This window comes from Sedimentibacter hydroxybenzoicus DSM 7310 (assembly GCF_013403245.1).
Taxonomy (GTDB): domain Bacteria; phylum Bacillota; class Clostridia; order Tissierellales; family Sedimentibacteraceae; genus Sedimentibacter; species Sedimentibacter hydroxybenzoicus.
Genome location: NZ_JACBNQ010000014.1, coordinates 50885 through 73264, shown reverse-complemented (window position 1 = coordinate 73264; position 22380 = coordinate 50885). Strand labels below are relative to the sequence as shown.

At 36.3% G+C, this 22380-nt stretch carries 17 protein-coding genes; 14 read left to right on the top strand and 3 right to left on the bottom strand.

What is annotated here, in order from left to right; translation table 11 throughout:
• Positions 1–99: 99 nt before the first annotated feature.
• Together HZF24_RS12275 and HZF24_RS12270 are read right to left on the bottom strand one after the other, a co-directional pair.
• The gene (locus tag HZF24_RS12275; protein ID WP_179238621.1) at positions 100–489 is read right to left on the bottom strand and encodes a HEPN domain-containing protein; all 390 of its coding nucleotides are present in this window, start codon (positions 487–489) and stop codon (positions 100–102) included.
• Positions 490–855 (bottom strand): nucleotidyltransferase domain-containing protein, encoded by a 366-nt coding sequence (locus HZF24_RS12270; protein ID WP_179238620.1) that lies wholly within the window; start codon positions 853–855, stop codon positions 490–492.
• Positions 856–1141: 286 nt separating this feature from the next.
• On the opposite strand from HZF24_RS12270, the gene HZF24_RS12265 reads away from it, so the two are divergent.
• The 9 genes from HZF24_RS12265 (at position 1142) to HZF24_RS12225 (ending at position 13400) form a co-directional block, all read left to right on the top strand.
• Positions 1142–4873 (top strand): phosphoribosylformylglycinamidine synthase, encoded by a 3732-nt coding sequence (locus tag HZF24_RS12265; protein ID WP_179238619.1) that lies wholly within the window; start codon positions 1142–1144, stop codon positions 4871–4873.
• 13 nt (positions 4874–4886) lie between these two features.
• Positions 4887–5375 carry a 5-(carboxyamino)imidazole ribonucleotide mutase gene (gene purE, locus HZF24_RS12260; protein ID WP_179238618.1) on the top strand — a complete coding sequence of 163 codons (489 nt, stop codon included), beginning with the start codon at positions 4887–4889 and terminating at the stop codon, positions 5373–5375.
• Between the two features lie 20 nt (positions 5376–5395).
• Complete coding sequence (purC, locus tag HZF24_RS12255; protein WP_179238617.1) at positions 5396–6103, top strand: phosphoribosylaminoimidazolesuccinocarboxamide synthase; 708 nt, start codon at positions 5396–5398, stop codon at positions 6101–6103.
• 29 nt (positions 6104–6132) lie between these two features.
• Positions 6133–7527 carry an amidophosphoribosyltransferase gene (gene purF / locus HZF24_RS12250; RefSeq protein WP_179238616.1) on the top strand — a complete coding sequence of 465 codons (1395 nt, stop codon included), beginning with the start codon at positions 6133–6135 and terminating at the stop codon, positions 7525–7527.
• Positions 7528–7539: 12 nt separating this feature from the next.
• A complete protein-coding gene (gene purM, locus HZF24_RS12245; RefSeq protein WP_179238615.1) occupies positions 7540–8577 on the top strand; it encodes a phosphoribosylformylglycinamidine cyclo-ligase in 1038 nt (345 codons plus the stop codon).
• Complete coding sequence (gene purN / locus HZF24_RS12240) at positions 8568–9191, top strand: phosphoribosylglycinamide formyltransferase (RefSeq protein WP_179238614.1); 624 nt, start codon at positions 8568–8570, stop codon at positions 9189–9191. The genes purM and purN overlap by 10 nt, the downstream gene beginning before the upstream one ends.
• Positions 9192–9200: 9 nt before the next feature.
• Positions 9201–10763, top strand: a complete 1563-nt coding sequence (gene purH, locus HZF24_RS12235; protein ID WP_179238613.1) for a bifunctional phosphoribosylaminoimidazolecarboxamide formyltransferase/IMP cyclohydrolase — start codon at positions 9201–9203, stop codon at positions 10761–10763.
• Positions 10764–10773: 10 nt separating this feature from the next.
• Complete coding sequence (gene purD, locus HZF24_RS12230; protein WP_179238612.1) at positions 10774–12027, top strand: phosphoribosylamine--glycine ligase; 1254 nt, start codon at positions 10774–10776, stop codon at positions 12025–12027.
• Positions 12028–12128: 101 nt separating this feature from the next.
• Positions 12129–13400 (top strand): glycoside hydrolase family 18 protein, encoded by a 1272-nt coding sequence (locus HZF24_RS12225; RefSeq protein WP_179238611.1) that lies wholly within the window; start codon positions 12129–12131, stop codon positions 13398–13400.
• A 20-nt stretch (positions 13401–13420) separates the two neighbouring features.
• Here the strand turns inward: HZF24_RS12225 and HZF24_RS12220 are convergent, their stop codons facing one another.
• A complete protein-coding gene (locus tag HZF24_RS12220; protein ID WP_179238610.1) occupies positions 13421–14740 on the bottom strand; it encodes a Na+/H+ antiporter NhaC family protein in 1320 nt (439 codons plus the stop codon).
• 252 nt (positions 14741–14992) lie between these two features.
• Between HZF24_RS12220 and HZF24_RS12215 the strand changes: the two genes are divergently transcribed.
• The 5 genes from HZF24_RS12215 to HZF24_RS12195 all read left to right on the top strand — a co-directional run bounded on the left by HZF24_RS12215 (position 14993) and on the right by HZF24_RS12195 (position 22355).
• A complete protein-coding gene (locus HZF24_RS12215) occupies positions 14993–16954 on the top strand; it encodes a GTP-binding protein (protein WP_179238609.1) in 1962 nt (653 codons plus the stop codon).
• A 432-nt stretch (positions 16955–17386) separates the two neighbouring features.
• Positions 17387–19186 (top strand): urease accessory protein UreH domain-containing protein, encoded by a 1800-nt coding sequence (locus tag HZF24_RS12210; RefSeq protein WP_179238637.1) that lies wholly within the window; start codon positions 17387–17389, stop codon positions 19184–19186.
• 96 nt (positions 19187–19282) lie between these two features.
• Complete coding sequence (locus HZF24_RS12205; RefSeq protein ID WP_179238608.1) at positions 19283–19966, top strand: response regulator transcription factor; 684 nt, start codon at positions 19283–19285, stop codon at positions 19964–19966.
• Positions 19966–21321 (top strand): sensor histidine kinase, encoded by a 1356-nt coding sequence (locus HZF24_RS12200; RefSeq protein WP_179238607.1) that lies wholly within the window; start codon positions 19966–19968, stop codon positions 21319–21321. The genes HZF24_RS12205 and HZF24_RS12200 overlap by 1 nt, the downstream gene beginning before the upstream one ends.
• Before the next feature lie 233 nt (positions 21322–21554).
• Positions 21555–22355 (top strand): REP-associated tyrosine transposase, encoded by an 801-nt coding sequence (locus HZF24_RS12195; RefSeq protein ID WP_179238606.1) that lies wholly within the window; start codon positions 21555–21557, stop codon positions 22353–22355.
• The last annotated feature ends 25 nt before the right edge of the window (positions 22356–22380 follow it).

Here is a 22380-nt window from a genome sequence, read left to right as displayed (position 1 = left end):
GTATGTCTAATGCGCTGCGGTTGCCCGTCTTCCGGCGCCTTGAAGGTCGAACGTTTTAATCAATCTATAATTAGTGGACCCGCCGTTGCGGGTCTTTTTTTATTCTTCAATTATAGCCAAAACCTTACGTCTTATTTCCTTTGTTATTTCTATATACAGCATTGCTTCTCTTTTATCCGGTATAAAGTAATTTATATTAGGGTACCTTACATCATAATATAAAGAAGTAAGCAATGACAGCTCCGATATATCAAGCTCTATTTCTATATCTAATGTATTCTTTAAATATCTGTAAAGGCTTTGCAAGCTATGAGTATGAAGTAATTCCCTAACATTCTTTGAAGGTTCTCCTTTTATTTCTACCAAGTGCTTTAAGTACTTTTCACTTGCCTGCTGAGACTTATAGGCTACATTAGCGTAGTCTCCTATTTCAAGAGTTTCAATTAAAAACTTGTATTCATTTTCAGCTATTTCAAGATATGTTGCCAATTAAATACCTCCTATCCATATTACATTTTCTTTTATACTTTTTTCAAACCAACGGCTCGAGCTTATCAACTGTTCATCGGTATAAAAGACAATATCGCACTTTGTGTTTAAGTCTATGCAATTTACTGCATCAAAAATTAAACCTCTTTCTACTCTTGTTGTTTGGTGATTTGTTATAACCACCAAATCAATATCCGACGTTGCATTTGCTTCTCCTCTCGAACACGAACCAAATAAGCCGATTTTTTTGATGGGTATCCTCTCTGCCACAATTATTTGAACACACTTTAAAATATCTTCTTTGAGATTTTCGTGAATTTTTAATTCATTTATTAATTTGTAGTTTATCAAAATTGAATTAATCATATCAACACTCCGATAAATTTCTATAAATATATTATAACTAATAATTAATATAATCACAATGTAAATCTTTTAATGAAATTTCCATCAAAAAGCGGAATATATGCCTTGCTTATTTCGTAGGCAATAATACGAATAAACAACGATAGCATAAACCTATTATTCGTATAATAACGAAATTAAATTAAAATTAATTTAAAAATTATCTTGAAAATCATTGACATACAATTTCTTATTTGTTATCATTTAGTTAAAGAACAAGCACCTATTAAGATAAAGGAAGGTCGATATGAATTTTGATGTTAAAAGAGTATTTGTGGAAAAAAAATCAGGATTTAACACAGAGTCAATAAATCTGCTGAACGATTTTAAGGAAAACCTGCAATTGAATAATTTAAAAAATATTCGTATATTAAACAGATACTTAGTATCCAATTTAAGCAATCATGATTTTAGCAGGGCGGTTGCCACAGTTTTTTCCGAACCCAATCAGGACAATGTATATTTTGAGGATATTGGAGAATCCGATAATGTGTTTGCTGTGGAATTTTTGCCGGGACAGTATGACCAAAGGGCTGATTCCGCATCTCAATGCATCCGGATAATTACCGACAAAGAAGAGGTTAAGGTTAAATATGCAAAGATAATAATTCTTGAAGGTGAATTGACAAAAGAAGATATAACGAAGATAAAAAAATATTTCATCAATCCCGTGGATTCAAGAGAAACGGACTTGGACGGCTATGCTGCATTTTATGAGGAGTATGCCGAAGCTTCGGATGTTGAATATATAAGTAATTTTACAGATAAATCTGAAAAGGAAGTAGAAGAGCTCCGCATAAGCATGGGTCTTGCTATGAGCTTTGAGGATTTATTATTTTGTCAGGAATATTTTAAAGATACTGAAAAAAGAAATCCTACCATAACAGAAATGAAAGTCATTGATACATATTGGTCGGATCATTGCAGACACACTACTTTTAACACCCAAATTGAAAAAATAGAATTTGAAAACGGAAAAATCAATAAGGAAATACAAAAAACACTTAATCAGTATTTCAATTCAAGAAAATACGTTTATGAAAATAAACAAAGAGATATATCATTAATGGATTTGGCTACAATCAATGCAAAGGAATTAAGAAAATCAGGGTATTTAAATGATTTGGAAATTTCTGATGAAATAAATGCATGCAGTATAACAATCAATGTTGATGTCGAATGTGAAAATGAAGAGTGGCTGCTGATGTTTAAAAATGAAACCCACAACCATCCTACAGAAATCGAACCCTTCGGCGGAGCAGCAACCTGCATAGGCGGAGCCATAAGAGATCCTCTTTCAGGTCGGTCATACGTGTATCAGGCTATGCGCATTACAGGAAGCGGAGACCCTCGTCAAAAAATCGAAGATACAATACCGGGTAAGCTTCCTCAGAGAAAAATTTCCACTGAGGCGGCTGCGGGATACAGCTCCTACGGAAACCAGATAGGTCTCGCCACCGGATATGTTAATGAAATTTATCATCCCGGATACGTTGCAAAAAGAATGGAAGTGGGTGCGGTTATAGCTGCTGCAAAAAAAGAAAATGTAAGAAGAGAAGCACCTGTTAAAGGAGATGTTGTCATACTCCTCGGAGGAAGAACGGGAAGAGACGGACTTGGAGGTGCTACGGGTTCATCTAAGGAACATGATGAAAAATCAATAATTAAATGCGGCTCTGAGGTTCAAAAAGGTAATGCTCCAACAGAAAGAAAAATCCAAAGATTATTCAGAAATGAAAAGGTCAGCTTAGTGATCAAAAAATGCAATGATTTTGGGGCAGGGGGTGTTTCTGTCGCAATTGGAGAATTAGCTGACGGTTTAAATATAAATCTTGATGCAGTACCTAAAAAATATGACGGTCTGGACGGCACGGAGCTTGCCATATCAGAATCTCAGGAAAGAATGGCAGTAGTTGTTTCCAAGGGAGATGCACAAAAATTCATCAAATATGCACATGAAGAGAATTTAGAAGCAACTATAGTAGCTGAGGTCACTGATGACAGAAGATTAAAGATGACCTGGAGAGGTAAATTAATATTAGATATAGACAGAAATTTCCTGGATACAAACGGCGTTAAGCAAGGGGTAATCGCATTTATAAAGGAGCCGGCAAAAAAAGAAGCCAAAAGGTCATTTTGTAACAATGATTTAAAGGAAGCGTGGCTTGAAAATTTAAGAGATTTAAACGTTGCAAGCCAAAAAGGAATGGTTGAAAGATTTGATTCGACTGTCGGAGCGGGAAGTGTACTGATGCCCTTCGGCGGATTTACTCAGCTTACACCTGCGGAAGGAATGATTGCTAAGATACCTGTTCTTAACAAAGATACCAATACGTGCTCAATTATGACATATGGCTTCGATCCTTTTTTATCTGAATTGAATCAATATCACGGAGCAATGTATGCGGTGATTCATTCTGTTGCAAAGGCTGTGGCTATGGGTGCGGACTACAGAAATATAAGGTTAACATTTCAGGAGTACTTTGAAAAATTGAATAAGGAGCCTGAAAAATGGGGAAAAGTACTAAGCGCATTATTAGGTGCCTACAAGGTGCAGCATGAATTGAATGTACCCGCCATAGGCGGAAAGGACAGTATGTCGGGAACCTTTAAGGACATGAATGTACCTCCTACACTGATAAGCTTTGCTGTATCAGCAGCAGATGTAAATAATATTATATCTCCCGAATTTAAAAAAGCAGGCAGCAAGGTTTTGCTGGTAAGTATAAAGAAGGACGATAATTTAATACCTGACTTTGAAGATATTAAAAATAAATACGGGATACTGCATGATGCGATATCGGACAAAAAGGTGTTAAGTGCACATACGGTTGGATATGGCGGAGTGGCTGCGGCCATAAGTAAAATGACCCTTGGAAATCAGATTGGCTTTAAGGCAAGCTACGATATGATTATGGATAAAAAGGAATGGTTCTCATCAAGCTACGGAGATATTATTTTAGAAGCTGATGAAGTCATTATAGGAACAGAAATAGGAGTTACATCTTCTGATAAAGAAATTTCTTTAAGTGAAGGATTCAGTATCTCATTAAATGAAGTTAAAAACAATTGGATGAAGACATTTGAAAATATTTATCCGGTTAAAAAAGATGCGGAAGGAAAAATAAACAGCGGCAGCATTTCCGGAGTCAGCAGAAAAAAAGCTAATGTCAATATAGCAAAGCCAAGGGTTTTTATACCTGTGTTTCCGGGTACAAACTGTGAATACGACACCCAGAGGGCTTTCAAAAGGGCGGGAGCTGAAACAGACGTCTTTATTTTTAACAACTTAAGCTCTTTAAATGTTTCGGAATCTATTAAAGAGATGAATAAGCGTATAAAAAAATCACAAATTATTGCATTTCCAGGCGGCTTCAGTGCGGGAGATGAGCCGGAAGGCTCCGGTAAATTCATCGCTTCGGTTTTCAGAAACGAGTTTTTAGAGGAAGCAGTAATGGATTTGTTAAATAACAGAGACGGCTTAATAATAGGCATATGTAACGGTTTTCAGGCGCTGATAAAGCTTGGGCTCGTTCCTTTCGGAGAAATAGTGGAAATAAAAGAGGATTATCCGACTCTTACCTATAATAAAATAGGAAGGCACGTATCAGGTTTCGTCAGAACTAAGGTGGTCAATAACACATCACCTTGGTTAAATAAGTGCAGTGCCGGAGATGTTCATTATCTGCCGGTATCTCACGGGGAAGGGAAATTCGCCGCAAGTGAAGAATGGATCAGCAGGCTGAAAGCAGGCGGTCAGATAGCGACTCAATACGTAGATTTAAATAATGAGCCGACCTATGACGGTCTATATAATCCTAACGGCTCAATAGAAGCAGTCGAGGGCATAACAAGTCCGGACGGCAGGGTATTGGGTAAAATGGCTCACTCGGAAAGAATTGACAACAATTTATATAAAAATATACCCGGTGAAAAAAATCAATTAATCTTTGAATCGGGAGTACAATATTTCAAATAGGCAAGGAGGAATCATGAAGGTAGCAATAATCATGGGAAGTGATTCGGATTTCCCGGTAGTAGAAAAGGGTTACAAAATTTTAAAGGAATTTGGAGTTGAAACGGAAGTGAGGGTAATTTCTGCCCACAGAACTCCCGATGAAGCAATAAACTTTGCTAAAAATGCAGATGTGAACGGATACGAGGTAATAATTGCTGCGGCAGGAAAGGCAGCTCATCTGCCCGGAGTATTGGCAGGCTGTACCTCTCTTCCCGTAATAGGCGTTCCGATAAAATCATCGGATCTGGAAGGCATGGATGCACTGCTTGCCATAGTTCAGATGCCACCTGGAGTACCGGTTGCAACAGTGGCAATAAACGGCGCCGAAAATGCAGCTCTGCTGGCAGTACAAATATTGTCCGTTAAATATGATGAATTAAGAATCAGGTTTAATGCATACAAAAAACAAATGGCAGAAAAGGTTATGGAAAAAGATAAAAAATTACAAGAAAAATTAAAATAAAAATTCAACGGAGGATTAAGATGAAAAAATTAGAGATGCTTTATGAAGGAAAGGCAAAGAAAGTTTACAGAACAGATGACGAGAAAAAATATATAGTGGAATACAAGGATGATGCTACAGCTTTTAACGGAGAAAAAAAAGGTACTATTGTAGGCAAGGGTGTTGTAAATAATAAAATGTCGGCTGCTTTGTTTTCCTTATTGGGGGAGAACGGTATACCTACACATCAGATTGAGCTTTTAAGCGACAATGAATCATTGGTAAAAGCAGTTAAAATTTTACCGCTCGAGGTTATAGTAAGAAATGTTGCCGCGGGATCTCTGTCCCAGAGATTAGGTATTGAAGAAGGCGTAATTATGAAGGAAACCGTATTGGAGTTCTCATATAAAAATGATGAATTAGGAGACCCCATGATTAATGATTACCATATAAAGGCTATGGGCTTTGCTACAGATGAAGAGCTCAGCATAGTTAAAGAATACGCATTAAAGGTGAATGAAATATTAAAAGAATTCTTCCTTGGAATAAACATAAAGCTGATTGATTTTAAACTTGAATTCGGTATTTATGACGGTAAGGTAATTTTGGCTGATGAAATTTCTCCTGATACTTGCAGATTGTGGGATGCTGAAACAAACAAAAAACTGGACAAGGACAGATTCAGAAGAGATTTAGGAGATGTTGAAGAGGTTTATCAGGAAGTTTTGGCAAGAATAAACAGCAAATAATCAAAAGCAGCATTATACAAGGAGAGATTATGTACTACGAAATTTTGGATGACGATAAGCTTCATGAGGAATGCGGAGTTGTTGGATTATATACAAGTAGACCGGATATTGCGTCTCAATTAATTTACTTCGGGCTGTTTGCTCTTCAGCACAGAGGTCAGGAAAGTGCGGGAATTGCAATTAATACCGGTAAAAAAATAGAATTCCATAAGGACATGGGCTTGGTAGCCGATGTTTTAACGCCTGAAGTGGTTGACAGGTACAAGGGAGATATTGCCATAGGACACGTAAGATATTCAACGACAGGCGAAAGTGAAAAGCAAAATGCACAACCTCTGGTTGTACGCTATAAGGAGGGTTCCATCGGCTTGGCCCATAACGGCAACCTGGTAAATGCCGGTTCCTTGAGAAACATACTTGAAGACAGCGGTGTAATATTTCAGACATCAACCGATTCTGAGGTTGTCGCGAATATGCTTGCAAGGTATAACAAGGGAGATATAGTAAGTTCAATTAAAAATATCACCGAAATAATCAAAGGTGCCTATGCATTTGTGTTTATGACTGAAAAAGAATTGATAGGGGTAAGGGACTATTTCGGATTAAGGCCTCTTTGCTTAGGTAAAAGGGACGACGGATATCTTCTTGCTTCGGAAAGCTGTGCAATAAGTGCCATGGGCGGTGAATTTATAAGAGATATAGAGCCGGGGGAAATTGTTGTAATTAACGGCGAAGGGGTTAAGAGTATTAAAAGCGACAGATATGCTCAGAAAAAGCTTTGTATATTTGAGCATATTTATTTTGCAAGGCCGGACAGCAACTTAGACGGAGTTAACGTATATGAAACCAGGTATAATTCGGGAAGAATTTTGGCACAGGAAGCGCCTGTAAAGGCAGACCTTGTATTTTCGGTTCCGGATTCGGGAACTCCCGCAGCCATAGGATATGCAGAAGAATTAAAAATACCATTTGGATTGGGTCTTATAAAAAACAGATACGCAAAAAGAACCTTCATTGAGCCAAATCAGGTACTTAGAGAACAGGGTGTTAAAACTAAGCTGAGTGTTCTGAAGGAAATTGTAAAGGATAAAACAGTGGTTTTAATAGATGACAGTATAGTCAGGGGTACAACGACAAAGCAGATAGTAAGTATGGTCAAAGAAGCGGGAGCAAGAGAGGTGCATGTAAGGATTGCTTCACCTCCTGTAACACATTCCTGTTTTTTCGGTATCAATACTCCGGACAGAAATAAGCTTATTGGGGCAAACAAAACAATTGAAGAAATTAAAGAATTTATAAATGCCGACAGTATTCATTATTTAAGTATAGAGGGTCTGGTTAAATCCACATCATCCGATAACAGCTACTGTCTTGCCTGCTTAAACGGTGATTATCCTATGGAAGTACCCAACAAAAACATGTAAAGGGGAGATAATATGTCTGAGAAATTAACCTACAAGGATTCCGGAGTAGATATTCATGCCGGATATAAAACAGTCAGATTAATAAAAGATCACGTTAAAAAAACGTATACGGATGGCGTAGTTTCCGATATAGGCGGCTTTGGAGGAATGTTCGCAATAGATAAAGATGCTTATGAGGAGCCTGTCCTTGTTTCCGGTACAGACGGTGTGGGAACGAAGCTTATGATTGCGTTTAAAACTGATAAGCATGATACCATCGGTGAGGATGCGGTGGCAATGTGTGTCAACGATGTAATCTGTCAGGGAGCTAAGCCGCTGTTTTTTCTGGATTATATAGCGACCGGGAAACTATTGCCGGAAAAGACAGCCGATATAGTAAAGGGTGTAGCAAGTGGATGTATTAAAGCCGGAGCGGCATTAATCGGAGGAGAAACTGCGGAAATGCCAGGTCTTTACAGTGAAGGAGAATATGACATTGCAGGTTTTTGTGTGGGTATAGTCGATAAAAAGAAAATAATAGACGGTTCTAAAATAGTTGAAGGAGACATTTTGATAGGAATTCCTTCAAGCGGCATTCACAGCAATGGTTATTCATTGGTGCGAAAGGTGTTTTTTGACCGCAATAATTATGATGTGGATGCATATATTGATGAATTAGGCTGTACATTAGGTGAAAGCCTGATGGTTCCCACAAAAATTTATCCAAAGCTCATTTTAGATTTAATAAGTAAATTTGAAATAAAAGGTATGTCCAACATAACGGGCGGAGGTTTTTACGAAAATATACCGCGAATGTTCCCTGAAGGCATTACGGCAGATATATATACTGAAAGCATTAATGTATTACCCATATTTGAGCTTATACAAAAGGAAGGAAATATAGATACAGATGAAATGTATTCAACATTTAACATGGGTATAGGAATGGTTTTAGCTGTAGATAAGGATAAGGCAACAGATATTATCGCTTATTTAAAATCCGTGGGTGAAAAACCGGTAATGATGGGTAAGACTGTTAAAAGGGAAGGCGGACTGAAAATATGCCGGTAAAAAAAATAGGTGTATTGATTTCCGGCTCGGGCACTAATTTGCAGTCATTGATTGATGAAATAAGAAAAGAAAATATAAACGGTGAAATAGCTGTAGTTGTTTCCAACAAAGATAATGCTTACGGATTAGAAAGGTCAAAACTCAACAACATAGATGCAGTCTTTGTAGATGAAAAGAAATATAATAGCTTCGAGCTTTTTAATGAAGCAATTATAACAGAGCTTAAAAGCCGTGATATTGATTTAGTTGTATTGGCGGGATATATAAAAATACTGTCAGGCAAATTTATCGCAGAATTTAAAAATAATATAATAAATATCCACCCTTCGCTGATTCCTTCATTTTGCGGTAAAGGATATTACGGCATAAAAGTACATCAGGCAGCCATAGATTACGGCGTAAAAATAAGCGGTGCTACCGTTCATTTTGTAGATGAAGGAGCAGATACAGGACCGATAATTTTTCAGGAAGCAGTAAGTGTGTCGGATAGTGATACTGCAGAAACGCTTCAAAAAAAGGTGCTTTTATCAGAACACCGCTTGCTTCCTCTTGCAGTTAAAATGTATTGCGAAGACAGATTGCGCGTGGAGGGAAGAAGAGTAGTAATAAGATAAGGAGAAAAAATGAGGGCATTAATAAGTGTATCAGATAAAACAGGAATTGTTGAATTTGCACAAAGACTCAGCAGCTTAGGTATTGAAATTATTTCTACGGGCGGCACATACAACGTTTTGAAAAACGCAGGCATAAATATAAAAGGAATTTCAGAGGTAACCGGCTTTCCCGAATGCTTAGACGGAAGAGTTAAAACCCTTCATCCTAATATACATGCGGGTATATTGGCAATTCGTTCAAATGATGAGCATATGAAGCAGCTTTCGCAGCTAAATATAGATACAATAGATTTAGTCATCGTAAACTTATATCCTTTTAAGCAAACCGTATTAAGAAATGCCGACAGACAGGAAACTATAGAGAACATAGATATAGGCGGACCCACAATGCTTCGCTCGGCAGCAAAAAATTATCACGACGTTGCTGTAGCTGTGGACCCTGATGATTATGAATTAATAATAAAGGAATTAGAAGAAAACAATGAAGTATCTCTCGATACTAAATTTTATTTATGCTCAAAGGTTTTTGAGCATACGGCGCAGTATGATGCGCTAATTGCAGCATATATGAAAAAAGAAAGAAATGATTCAAGCTTTGCACAAACAATTACTTTAACGTACGAAAAACTGCAGGATATGCGTTATGGAGAGAATCCTCATCAAAAAGCGGCGTTTTATAAAGAAATTTCGAACAGCAAGGGTATGCTTACATCTGCGGTAAAGCTTCACGGTAAAGAGTTGTCGTTTAATAATATCAACGATACGAACGGTGCACTTGAACTATTAAAGGAATTTGAAGAACCGGCGGCAGTAGTTTGCAAGCATGCAAATCCTTGTGGTGTGGGAACAGCAGACAACATATATGATGCATATATAAAGGCATACAGTGCTGACTCCACATCAATATTTGGCGGTATAGTATTGTTTAATCGTGAAATTGATGAAAGAACGGCAGAGGAAATTAATAAAATTTTTGTAGAAATAGTTGCAGCGCCTTCATTTTCGGAAAATGCATTAAAAATACTTAAATCTAAGAAAAATATACGACTTTTGCTTATAGAGAATATTACGGAAAAACCGGACGAAAATTCCTATGATATTAAAAAGGTCGCGGGAGGAATTCTCGTTCAGACGATTGATTCCAAGCTTTTCCCTGATCTATTTGTGGAGTCCGAAATTAAGACGGTAACGTCAAAGGAGCCTACAGAACAAGAAAAAAAGGACTTGTTCATGGCTTGGAAAATTGTGAAGCATACAAAATCAAATGCCATAGTAATTGTCAAAAACGGACAGAGCATAGGTATAGCACCGGGACAGGTAAATCGCATCTGGGCGTGCAAGCAGGCAATTGAACATGCAATTGAATTCTTGGGTGCTGACAGCTTAAAGGGCGCAAGCATGGCATCGGATGCATTTTTCCCGTTCTCGGACTGTGCGGAGGAAGCTGCCAAGGCAGGAATAACTGCCGTAATACAGCCGGGTGGATCTCTTAAGGACAATTTGTCAATTGAAGTGTGCAACAAAAATAATATGTCAATGTTATTTACGGACATGAGACATTTTAAACACTGAGGGGTGAATTATGAAGGTATTAGTTATAGGAAACGGTGCAAGAGAGCATGCAATCTGCCACAAGCTTAAACAAAGCAAATCAGTTAAAGAAATATATTGCGCTCCCGGCAATGGAGGTATTTCCCAAGCAGTGAGACGTATAGATATAAAGGTGGATGATTTAGATAAAATTACAGAATTCTCGGTAAGCAATGAAATTGATTTAGTCGTTATAGGACCTGAACTTCCGTTGGTATTAGGGCTTACGGACATGCTTAAAGAAAAAGGAATCAAGGTTTTTGGCCCTGACAAAAGAGGAGCACGGTTAGAGGGAAGTAAATCATATTCCAAGGAATTTATGAAAAAATACAACATTCCCACAGCTAAATATGAGGTTCACACAAGCGCCTATGATGCAAAAGAAAATCTTAACAAGTTTAATGTTCCTGTGGTTGTAAAAGCAGACGGACTTGCAGCAGGTAAGGGTGTTTTAATATGCGAGACTATAGAGGAAGCTAGAAATGCCATAGATGACATAATGACTGAAAAGAAATTCGGTGAAGCGGGAAACACGGTCGTTATTGAAGAATTTCTCGATGGTATCGAAAGCTCCCTTTTGTGCTTTGCTGATGGAAGTTCATTGATACCAATGGAAAGCGCAAAGGATTATAAAAAAGCTTCAGACGGAGACAAAGGTCTTAATACCGGAGGAATGGGCTGTTTTTCACCAAATCCTGTTTATACTGACGAATTAAAAAGCTACATAAAGGATAATATCCTTGAAACTACTTTAAAGGGCTTCAAAAACGAAAATATTGATTTTAAGGGAGTCTTGTTTATAGGGCTTATGATTAAGGATGGAAAAGCTAAGGTTTTGGAGTACAATACACGTTTTGGAGATCCTGAAACGGAGGTAATACTTCCACGGTTAAAATCTGACTTGGCAGAAATAATGCTCAAATGCATTGATGGTGGATTAAGAGAAGAAGATTTACAGTGGACTGATGAAAAATGTGTAACTGTTGTTCTTGCTTCGGGAGGATATCCTGAAAAATATGAGACAGGCAAAGAAATAACAGGATTTGATAGATTAGATGAAGATATAACAGTCTTCCACGGAAGAACTAAAGCTGCAAACGGAAAAATTTTAACCGACGGAGGAAGGGTTTTAGCGGTTACGGCAATTGATGAAACCATAGAAAAAGCAAGAGAAAAAGTGTATAAAAATATCGAAAGAATTGAATTTGAAGGGATGCAGTATAGGAAAGACATAGGAAGAATCTAGGTTGCCGGGCCTTCTCAACAGCCTTGGTCAGATTGCGATTTTTGTCATCATGTAAATAAGCCTGAATATATTAGTATTAAATATGTGTATAGGAGGAGCTTATGTTAATACATGTGGTACAAGAGGGAGACACTTTATGGAGCTTAGCCGATTATTATAAAACTGATGTAGTATCTATAATGGAAGCGAACGGATTAACAAATCCAAATCAACTGTTGGTAGGTCAATCGCTTTTAATTCCAAGAGAGCAAAATACATATACGGTGAGACCCGGAGATACAGTCTGGAAAATTTCTGCAAGCCTTGGAGTCCCTGCGCAGGATTTATTATGGGAAAATCAGATATTAAATCCCGACAGTCTGTATATTGGACAAATACTCAAAATACCGGAGAAGCCAAAACCGGAAATAGAGGTAAACGGATTTTCATATTTTTTTGATCAGGAAGGAATAACTGTTGTAAACGAGGTTGGTGATTTGTTAACATATTTGAGCCCGTTTGCCTATTTGATAAATGAAGATGGGAGCTTAGTCCCTATAGATGATGAACCGTTAATAGGAGAAGCAATATCACACGGCGTCGTGCCTATGATGGCAATTGTAAATTTTACCGTGAACGTTGCAGGTGAAAATATAGCCAATAAGGTATTGAACAATCCTGATACAGTAGATGCTCTTTTAAATAATATAATTGAGGTTATGAAAGAAAAGGGATATCAGGGATTAAATGTTGATTTTGAATATGTGCTGCCTGAGGATCGTGAAGCATATAATAATTTCCTGACAACTGCTGCCGAAAGGTTACATAACGAAGGATTTTTTATTTCTACATCATTAGCACCAAAGCTAAGTGCGGAGCAAACAGGGCTTTTATATGAAGCACACGATTACCCTGCGCATGGAGAAATTGTTGATTTTGTGGTATTGATGACCTATGAATGGGGATGGAGAGGCGGGCAGCCGAGAGCTATTTCACCTATTAATGAAATAAAAAGGGTTTTAGATTATGCAGTGGAGGTTATTCCGCGGGATAAAATATTAATGGGCTTTCAAATATATGCAAGAGATTGGAAAATCCCATTTGCTCAAGGAGATACAGCGGAAACCATAAGTGTCGAGGAAGCCATGGAAAGAGCATATGCTCACAATGTACAGATACAGTATGACAGCTTGGCACAATCACCGTTTTTCAGTTATACGGACTCGGAGGGCAATGATCATGAAGTATGGTTTGAGGATGCGAGAAGCGCACGGGCAAAATTTGATGCCGTGAAAGAATACGACTTAAGAGGTTTAAGCTACTGGGGATTAGGATACCCCTTTACTCAGAACTGGGTACTTTTACAGGATACATTCGATATAAAAAAATATTGAACATATACCGAAATATCGGATTAATTTAACATCTTAATCATTCTTTTAAGTCTAATTATATTCAACAATGGAACGAGGTAAAGATATACTGCGTAAGGGATGCTTGCCGGGGTAGCCGACAATGTGGCGAGGGGTACAGCTATGGCAATACTCCACGGAAACAGCTCAGATGTCATGATTGCTGTGTTTTCTATGTCTATTGCAATATCCTCCTTGGTTAATCCTTTTTCAATATAAATTTTATTCATTAATTGATATGTCAATAAAACAGGCAATGTTTGATTACAGCAAAAGGCACCGGTTACAAAGCCGGTAAACAATGTGGTTAAATAAATGCCTATTTTATTGCTCATTTTTTTCAGGATGCCCTGTATATCGTTAAGCATTCCGGTTTCTTCAAATATGCCGGAATAAGAAGATGCAATTAAAACTATCAACGAAACACCGGTCATTGACAATAATCCGCCACCGGATATAATTTGGGAAATTTCTCTGTCCGAATTCAATTTAAATCCAAAAATCATAGTTTTAATTATTTCAGGGATATCCATTTTTTGTATGAACACGCAAACGAAAATTGCTGCTATTATACTAAATATCATTGAAGTTTTAACATTTTTTCTGAAAAGAGCAAGAAGGAAAATAATGACGGCAGGAAGCACGGTTAAAATGCTTAAATCAAAATAAAACGATATATCATTTAATAGTGTGCTCTCATTTAATTTAACAGGGTTTTGCTTTGATAAAACAAAATAGATAATAACAGTGGCGGCAAAGGGCAAAATTCCTGTTATAAACATCCTTTTTACATTATCGTATAAATCTGTGCCTGTAATGGCTGCAACCAGATTAGCGCTTGAAGATGTAGGTGAGCATCTGTCACCAAAAAACGCTCCTGAAATTATAGCTCCTGCTGCAACACTTATATTTACACCTCCGCCCTTAGCCAATACAATTAATACAACTCCGATAGTTCCGGCTGTCCCAAAGCTTGTACCTAAAGCAAATGAAACCAGACATGACAGTAAAAAAGCAAACAATACAAAATAATCCGGATTCATCAATTCTGTTCCGTAATAAACAAGAAAAGGAATCGTACCGCTTGCTCTCCAGACAGCAGTGATTATTCCTATTAATGCAAAAATAGGCATTAGTGACAAAGCTTTTTTCATTCCCTTTAAAATCATCGTATATATTGATTTAAGCGTATAGCCTCTGTTGAATGCGGTTATTGAGAAAGCAAGCATTCCTACAATCAATGGTATAAGTATCGAAATATTTTTTATCAAGCTGAAAATCAAGGATACCGTAAAAATAAAAACTGAAATCAGAAAGTCCATTATAGTCCTCGTTAAAAATAATATAGCAAAAAATACAAACTAATAATATTATATATACTTTTCAGAGAAATACAATATTAAATACAATAGTACAATAGGGGACGAGGTTGCCGTCATCAAAAAAAGATGACAGATACCCCGTCCCCACGAAACCCACGAAACACCCACAACACATTACATAAAAGTTTTGATTGAATAAGTCGTTGAATTCATATAAAATTGCATTAGTTATTAAAATCAAAGGATGAATAAATGAAAAAAACCATAGGTATTTTTGCACATGTAGATGCCGGAAAGACAACATTTACGGAACACCTTCTCTATTTAACCGGCAGCATCAGAAGCCTTGGAAGAGTGGACCATAAAACATCAAGTATGGATACTTCTGATATTGAACAAAAAAGAGGAATTACGATATTTTCAAGTGAGGGGTATTTTAATTATAAGGAGGATACTTACTACATAATAGATACACCGGGACATATAGATTTTTCGGCAGAAACGGAGCGGTCAGTTTCTGCATTGGATTATGCAATTTTATTAGTCAGCGGAAGCTCGGGTGTACAGGCACATACGATAACATTGTTCAAACTTTTAAAGGATTATGATATACCTACATTTATATTTATAAATAAAACAGATATTGAAGGTTTTAATTTGCATACGGTAATAAACGAAATAAAAGTCAGGCTTACAAATGATATCATTTATTTGAATTCGCCGGAAGATATTATCAATGAAGAATCATTGGAGTATGCTGCCATGTATGATGAAATTTTTATGGAAGAATATTTAAATGAGAATTATGATGCGGGAAGGGCATATGAAATCATTATCAGCCTTATAAAAGCGAGGCAGTTATTTCCTGTAATAAGCGGATCTGCTTTGAAAGGAAATGGAATAGATACGTTTTTGGAAATATTCTCAAGGCTGACGGGTACGGATTATCATAATAGAGAAAATTCTACATTTAGGGGAAAGGTTTATAAAATTCTCCATGATGAAAAGGGAACAAAATTAACGTTTATAAAGTTGTTATCAGGAAAGCTGAGTGTTAAAGATGAATTTTTATTTATCAGAGGAGAAGATGAATTCTCGGAAAAGGTAAATGAAATTAGATTATATAATGGTATGAAATATGAAGTTAAAACTGAAATTAGCGCCGGAGATGTATTTGCAACTGTAGGTCTGACAGCCCCTATATGTGGTACGGTATTAAGGAATGGGGGAACCATAATAGAGGATGTAAATGACTTTAAACTTACGGCAGCGCTTAAATCAAGGGTAAGAGTATTGGATAAAACGGATTCAATTACAATTATGGAAAAGCTGCGTATTTTAGAATCTGAAGATCCCATGCTTTCGATATCTCATAACAAAGAAAAAGGTGATATATTGATAAGCGTGATGGGTAAAATTCAATTAGAGGTTTTGGAACAGGTTATATCATCGAGATTCGGCATAAGTGTGTCGTTTGAAGCTCCTCAGGTTGAATACAAGGAAACTGTAGCATCAACAGTAACAGGCTACGGTCATTTTGAGCCCTTAAGACATTTTGCTGAGGTTCAATTAAGATTAGAGCCTGCTAAACGGGGAAGCGGAATAATTTTTAAGAATGAATGCCATGTGGATAACTTAGCATCAAACTTTCAAAATATTATTAAAAGTCATGTGTCTGAAAAGGTTCATAAGGGAGTACTGACAGGCTCGCCAATTACCGACATAAAAATAATTCTTACGAATGGACGTTCTCACATAAAGCACACCGTAGGCGGTGATTTCAGAGAGGCAACATACAGAGCTATAAGGCAGGCATTGGAGAAATCAGAAACAATTTTATTAGAACCCTATTACAAATTCGAAATCTATGCAGAAGAATTATATATCGGAAGAATAATGTCTGATGTTCAAAAGCTGAGGGGATCATGCGAGCCGATAGTACTTGATACGGGAAACGCATGTATTAAAGGAAGAGGACCTGTCGAATCTTTTATGGAGTATGGTGTTGAATTACTTTCCTTTACAAAGGGAACAGGAAGTATAAGCTTAATGTATGATGGATATGATTTGTGTGGAAATTCTGATGAGGTTGTAGAAAAAATAGGATACGACAAGGAAAGAGACGTTGAAAATACATCAACATCAGTATTCTGCGCTAAAGGAGTTTCATACACGCTACCGTGGTTCGAAGCAGAAAAATTTAATATAACATAGAACAAGACCATCGTCCAGCAAACGATGGTCTTGTTCTAAACTTCAATAAGGGCTTTGCCCGTCATTTAACGATTTCAGTGGTGGTTTTCCACTGAAAAAATTTAAATATTTTCGCCGCCTATAGGGCGGTAATATTTAAATTTAGTTATATTAGGAGATTTCCTGTAAAAGTTTTGTTTTTCTTAACATTATTATAATTAACAAATGTGAAGATTTTATGAAGAAAATAAAAATTGTCTACATAATTTCTTCATAGTAATCATTTAAAATAGTAAAAAAGGAAAAGGATGTAATAAAATGGGTTGCTGTAGTGGTCCGAGACCGAATAAAAAATACACGTTAAAAGAATATGTTATTTCTGCTGCTGCAATTAGTGCATTTATATTGTTGATTTATTTTTTAATACGTGCAAATTCTTAATAAAGCAGGTGAATTATGATTAAAAAAGAAAAGATAAAGGTTTATGATATGACATGCGGCTCTTGTGAAAAGAGGGTGGAAAGAGCTGCCTTAAACGTTGATGGAGTTATAGCGGCAAAAGCAAGCTACAGTGGTCAGTTTGCGGAAATTGAATATGACGATGATGTCTGTAGTCATAATAATATTAATAAAGCAATAAATGACGCCGGTTACGGTACGAAGCAAAACAGTGATTATAAATTTTTTGGTATGGTTATCATTGTTGCGGCTATTTTAATTCTTGGATTTAATACGGCGGGATTCGATATGGAATCGCAATTGAACAATGCCTCCTATGCGGTGCTGTTTATTGTAGGAATTTTAACCTCCATACATTGTGTAGGTATGTGTGGAGGTATAATGCTCTCTCAGACAGTTAATAACGAAAGTGAAGATAAGCTTCAGGCTATGAAGCCGGCACTATATTATAATGCAGGACGAGTACTGTCATATACTGTTCTTGGCGGAATAATAGGAGCGGTAGGCTCTATATTTTCCCTGTCGTTTAAGTCAAAAGCAGCAGTACAGATTGTTGCGGCGCTGTTTATGATTGTGATGGGGTTGAATATGTTTGGATTCAGTTTGTTCAGAAAGCTTCAAATAAAGCTGCCCCATTCATTTTGTAAGTTTAAAAACAAAAGCAATTCTCCGTTCATAGTTGGGTTGTTAAATGGCTTTATGCCCTGCGGACCGTTACAGACGATGCAGATATTTGCTTTGGGAACGGGAAGCCCTGTAAAGGGAGCCCTTTCCATGATGATATTTTCCTTGGGAACAGTACCTTTGATGCTTACATTTGGAGCAGTATCCGGTTTGTTAAGCAAGGGATATACCAAAAGGCTGTTAAAGCTAAGCGGAGTAATGATAATAGTTCTTGGTATAATTATGGGCAACAGAGGCTTGTCAATGCTGGGATATAATTTAAATCCCGCCGTATTGGCTCTGGATAAAAATGATCTCAGCGATGACAAAGAAAACCCCAACGTTGCAAAGGCGGTAATACAGGATGGCGTACAAATAATCAATATGACCGTAGACAACAGAGGATTCACTCCCAATGCCTTTTATGTACAAAAAGATATACCTGTAAAGTGGATTATTGACGGTGAGTTAATAAACACGTGCAATAATGCCATAATAATACCTTCAATCGATAAGGAAATTAAAATAAATAAAGGCGAAAATATATTGGAATTCACTCCAAATGACAGCGACATGAGATTCAGCTGCTGGATGGGTATGATAAACGGTATTATAAAGGTGGTTGATGAACTTGATACGGTTGACACATCGGTGCCTGATCCGTCAATCCCCGCACCGTCTACGGGACCGGGCTGCTGCTCTATGCCTGTAGATGAGGATACTGCTTCTTACTATAACCCGCCGAGCATTTACGGCGATGATATATCAAAGGTGCCGACTGAAATGCTTATAGGCAAGGCAGAAAACAATGCTCTCAAAATAAGCGGTATAGGCTATGAATTGCAGCCATTGGCAGCTGTTGTTGAAAAAGGCAGTACGACCGTAATAACATTTGATTTCACGGATTTCGATAATGCAGATGGAACGTACGTTATAGCCGACGGCTATACAGGCGAAGAAATAACCTCCTTTACAGCAGTTAAAGGTATAAATCAGGTTGAGATAACCCCGGTTGAAACAAGTCTATACGGAATTGTAAAGGGAAATGCATTATTAGGTATAATAGAGGTTGTGGACAGCATAGATAATATTGATTTAGAGGAAATAAGAAATTATTTAATAGCAGAATAATATTAAATTTAAATACATCTAATGGAGCGTTGACAATATCGGGTCAATGCTCTATATTATTTTTAACGGAATGTCCAAAAAAGCTATGGAGTTTATATGAAAAATATACTATTGATAGAAGACGATGAAAGAGTTTCAGAAGTTGTGAAGGCATATCTTGAAAGGGAAGGATACAATGTTTTTTTGACTGCCAGAGGTCTTGAGGGTATAGAAATCAACAGGAAAAATGATATTGATTTGATTATACTTGATCTGATGCTGCCTGATATCAGCGGAGAAGAAGTGTGTAAACTAATAAGACAATTCTCCGATGTACATATATTTATGCTTACTGCAAAGGGCTCATTGACAGAGAAGATAGACGGCTTGAATATAGGGGCGGACGAATACTTGGTTAAGCCATTCAGCCCGAGAGAATTAACGGCAAGAATAAATGCGTTATTCAGACGTCTTAATAAAAACAATGATCCGGAAAATATATATGATGACGGTAATTTATCTGTTAATTATGAAAAACGAACCGTAAAATTAAAGGGTATGGAAATAGCTTTTACTCCCAACGAATTTAATATTCTATATGTATTAATTATGAATAATGGAAAGGTATTATCAAGAGAACAGCTTATAGACAGGGTATTCGGCATGGATTTTGACGGATACGACAGAACTATTGATGTGCACATAAAAAATATCCGTAAAAAGATTGAAGAAGACACCAAAAATCCCAAGTATATAATTACCGTAACCAAGCTTGGGTACAAATTCGGCGGTGAAAATTGATGCATACAATAAGAAAGAGATTAAGCATTTTAATTATATCCTGTTCCATCATGGCTATTTTGCTTATAATGCTGTTTGTTAACTTTACCATTAACCATATATTTGAAGATTATATGACAGCAGTTCAAAACAAAAGATATGAAAGAATAGTTACACAATTAGAAGAGCTATATAAAAATGAAGGTCAATGGAATGAAATTTCGGGAGTAGAAATATTGCATGAAGCATATATGAGCAATTACAATCTAACTCTTTATAACATTAATAATATACCAGTTTGGGGTATGAATCCAATGGATATACGCAATAAAGTTCATCTTCATGATATGAAAGTGCAGGATCAGGGTGTTTATTTAACGAAGAAATTTGAATTGCACTTTGAAAATGAAATTGTGGGATATGTTGAAATCGGACAATATTCTCCACTGTTAATGACGGATGAAGATGCCGCATTTAAATCTTCTGTGAATAAAAGCATAATGATGAGTGGTATTGTTACAATTTTTATAATAATTTTTGTCAGCTTGTATTATTCAAAGCAATTCTCGCAGCCGATAACAGAGGTTTCGAATATGTCCGTTAAGCTGTCAAAAGGTGAGTTTAAAGAAAAAACTACCATAAAAACAAATATAGAAGAAATAGCAAACCTAAGAAACAGTATAAATGAGCTGGCAGAAAAATTAGATAATCAGAATGCCTTAAGAAAACGCCTCGTCTCTGACATTTCTCATGAGGTAAGAACACCTTTAAACGTGCTTCAAAATAATTTAGAGGCAATGATTGACGGTATATTTCCCGTATCTGACGAAAGGCTGTCTCATTTGAATGATGAGGTAATCAGATTCGGCAAACTGTTAAACAATTTAGACAAATTAAAGGAATTTGAAAATGAAAGCATGAAATTAAATTTTCATAAGGTGGATTTGCTTTCATTGCTAAAAAATATGCATAAGGATTTTTCGTCAGAAGCAAAAGAAAAAAACATTGCGTTTAATTTTAGTTATGAAAATGAAAAATACTATATAAACGGTGATGAGGACAAATTAAAGCAAGTATTTATAAACATCATTGATAACGCCATCAAGTTCACAAACAAAGGCGGAGAGGTTGATATTAATTTAAGTAAAAATGACGATAAAATAATAATTGGAATCAAAGATACCGGTATAGGCATAAACGATGAAGACATGCCCTATATCTTCGAAAGGCTGTACAGAGGAGATAAAAGCAGGCATGAAACTGAGGGAAGCGGTATAGGTCTAACGATTGTAAAAAGTATATTGGACTCTCACCTCGCAACAATTGATATAAAAAGCAAAGAAGGAGAAGGCACATCAGTCCAACTACGCTTTTAAAGACCCAGAGGGGAGACCCAGAGGGGACGGTTCTTCTTGGGTCACATATGACCCAACGAGAGTCTTGATTTTGTGAATCGCATACACTGCAAATTCCACTATTTAACAAGTCCGTATTGACATGTATATTTTTATAGTATATTGTTATAGAAACAATAGTTATTTATATTATTTCATCATAGCAAGGCATAATCCTTTTGTTACATATAAGATAATTTAAGGAGTGTGGTAATATGCCAAGACAAGCAAGGGTACATAGCGACACAGGTATTTATCATATTATGATACGCGGCAATGATAAAAGAATAATTTTTTTGGATAACGAAGATAGAAAACGCTTTATTTCGACACTGTTTGAAAAAGCTTCTGAGGAAAACATCCGTATATATGCTTATTGTTTAATGAACAATCATGTTCATTTATTATTACATGAAGAAGATGACAATATAGCAATATTAATGAAAAGAATTAATGTTAGCTATGTATATTATTTCAATAAAAGATATAAACGAGTGGGGCATCTGTTTCAGGATAGATTTAAAAGTGAAATTGTAGACAATGATGATTATTTATTGGCAGTTGTAAGATATATCCATAACAATCCGGTAAAAGCAGGTATAGTAAGTTCGCCGGAAAAATATCTATGGAGTAGTTATAATGATTATATCAGTACCAAGAAAAGAAATGACTTAGTAACTGATAAAGTACTAAATTTATTTTCTGAAAACATATCGTTGGCTATCAAACAATTTATTAATTTTAGTAATTTAGATTGTGATATTAAGTTTATAGATTTTATAGAAAAAGAAGAATTAAAAGTAGAGAAAGAAAGACAAGCTATAGAAGCCTTAAACGATATTTTATTGCCAAAAGGATTATGTTCTAAAGATTTATCAATGAGAGAAAATCGTGATATAAGAAATAAAACAGTAATTTATTTAAAATATGAATTTGACCTATCTTCAAGACAAATATCTGCAATAGCAAATATAAGCAAAGGTACAGTACTTAAAATTTTAAATAAAAACAGTTAACAATGACCCAAAAAGAACCGTCCCC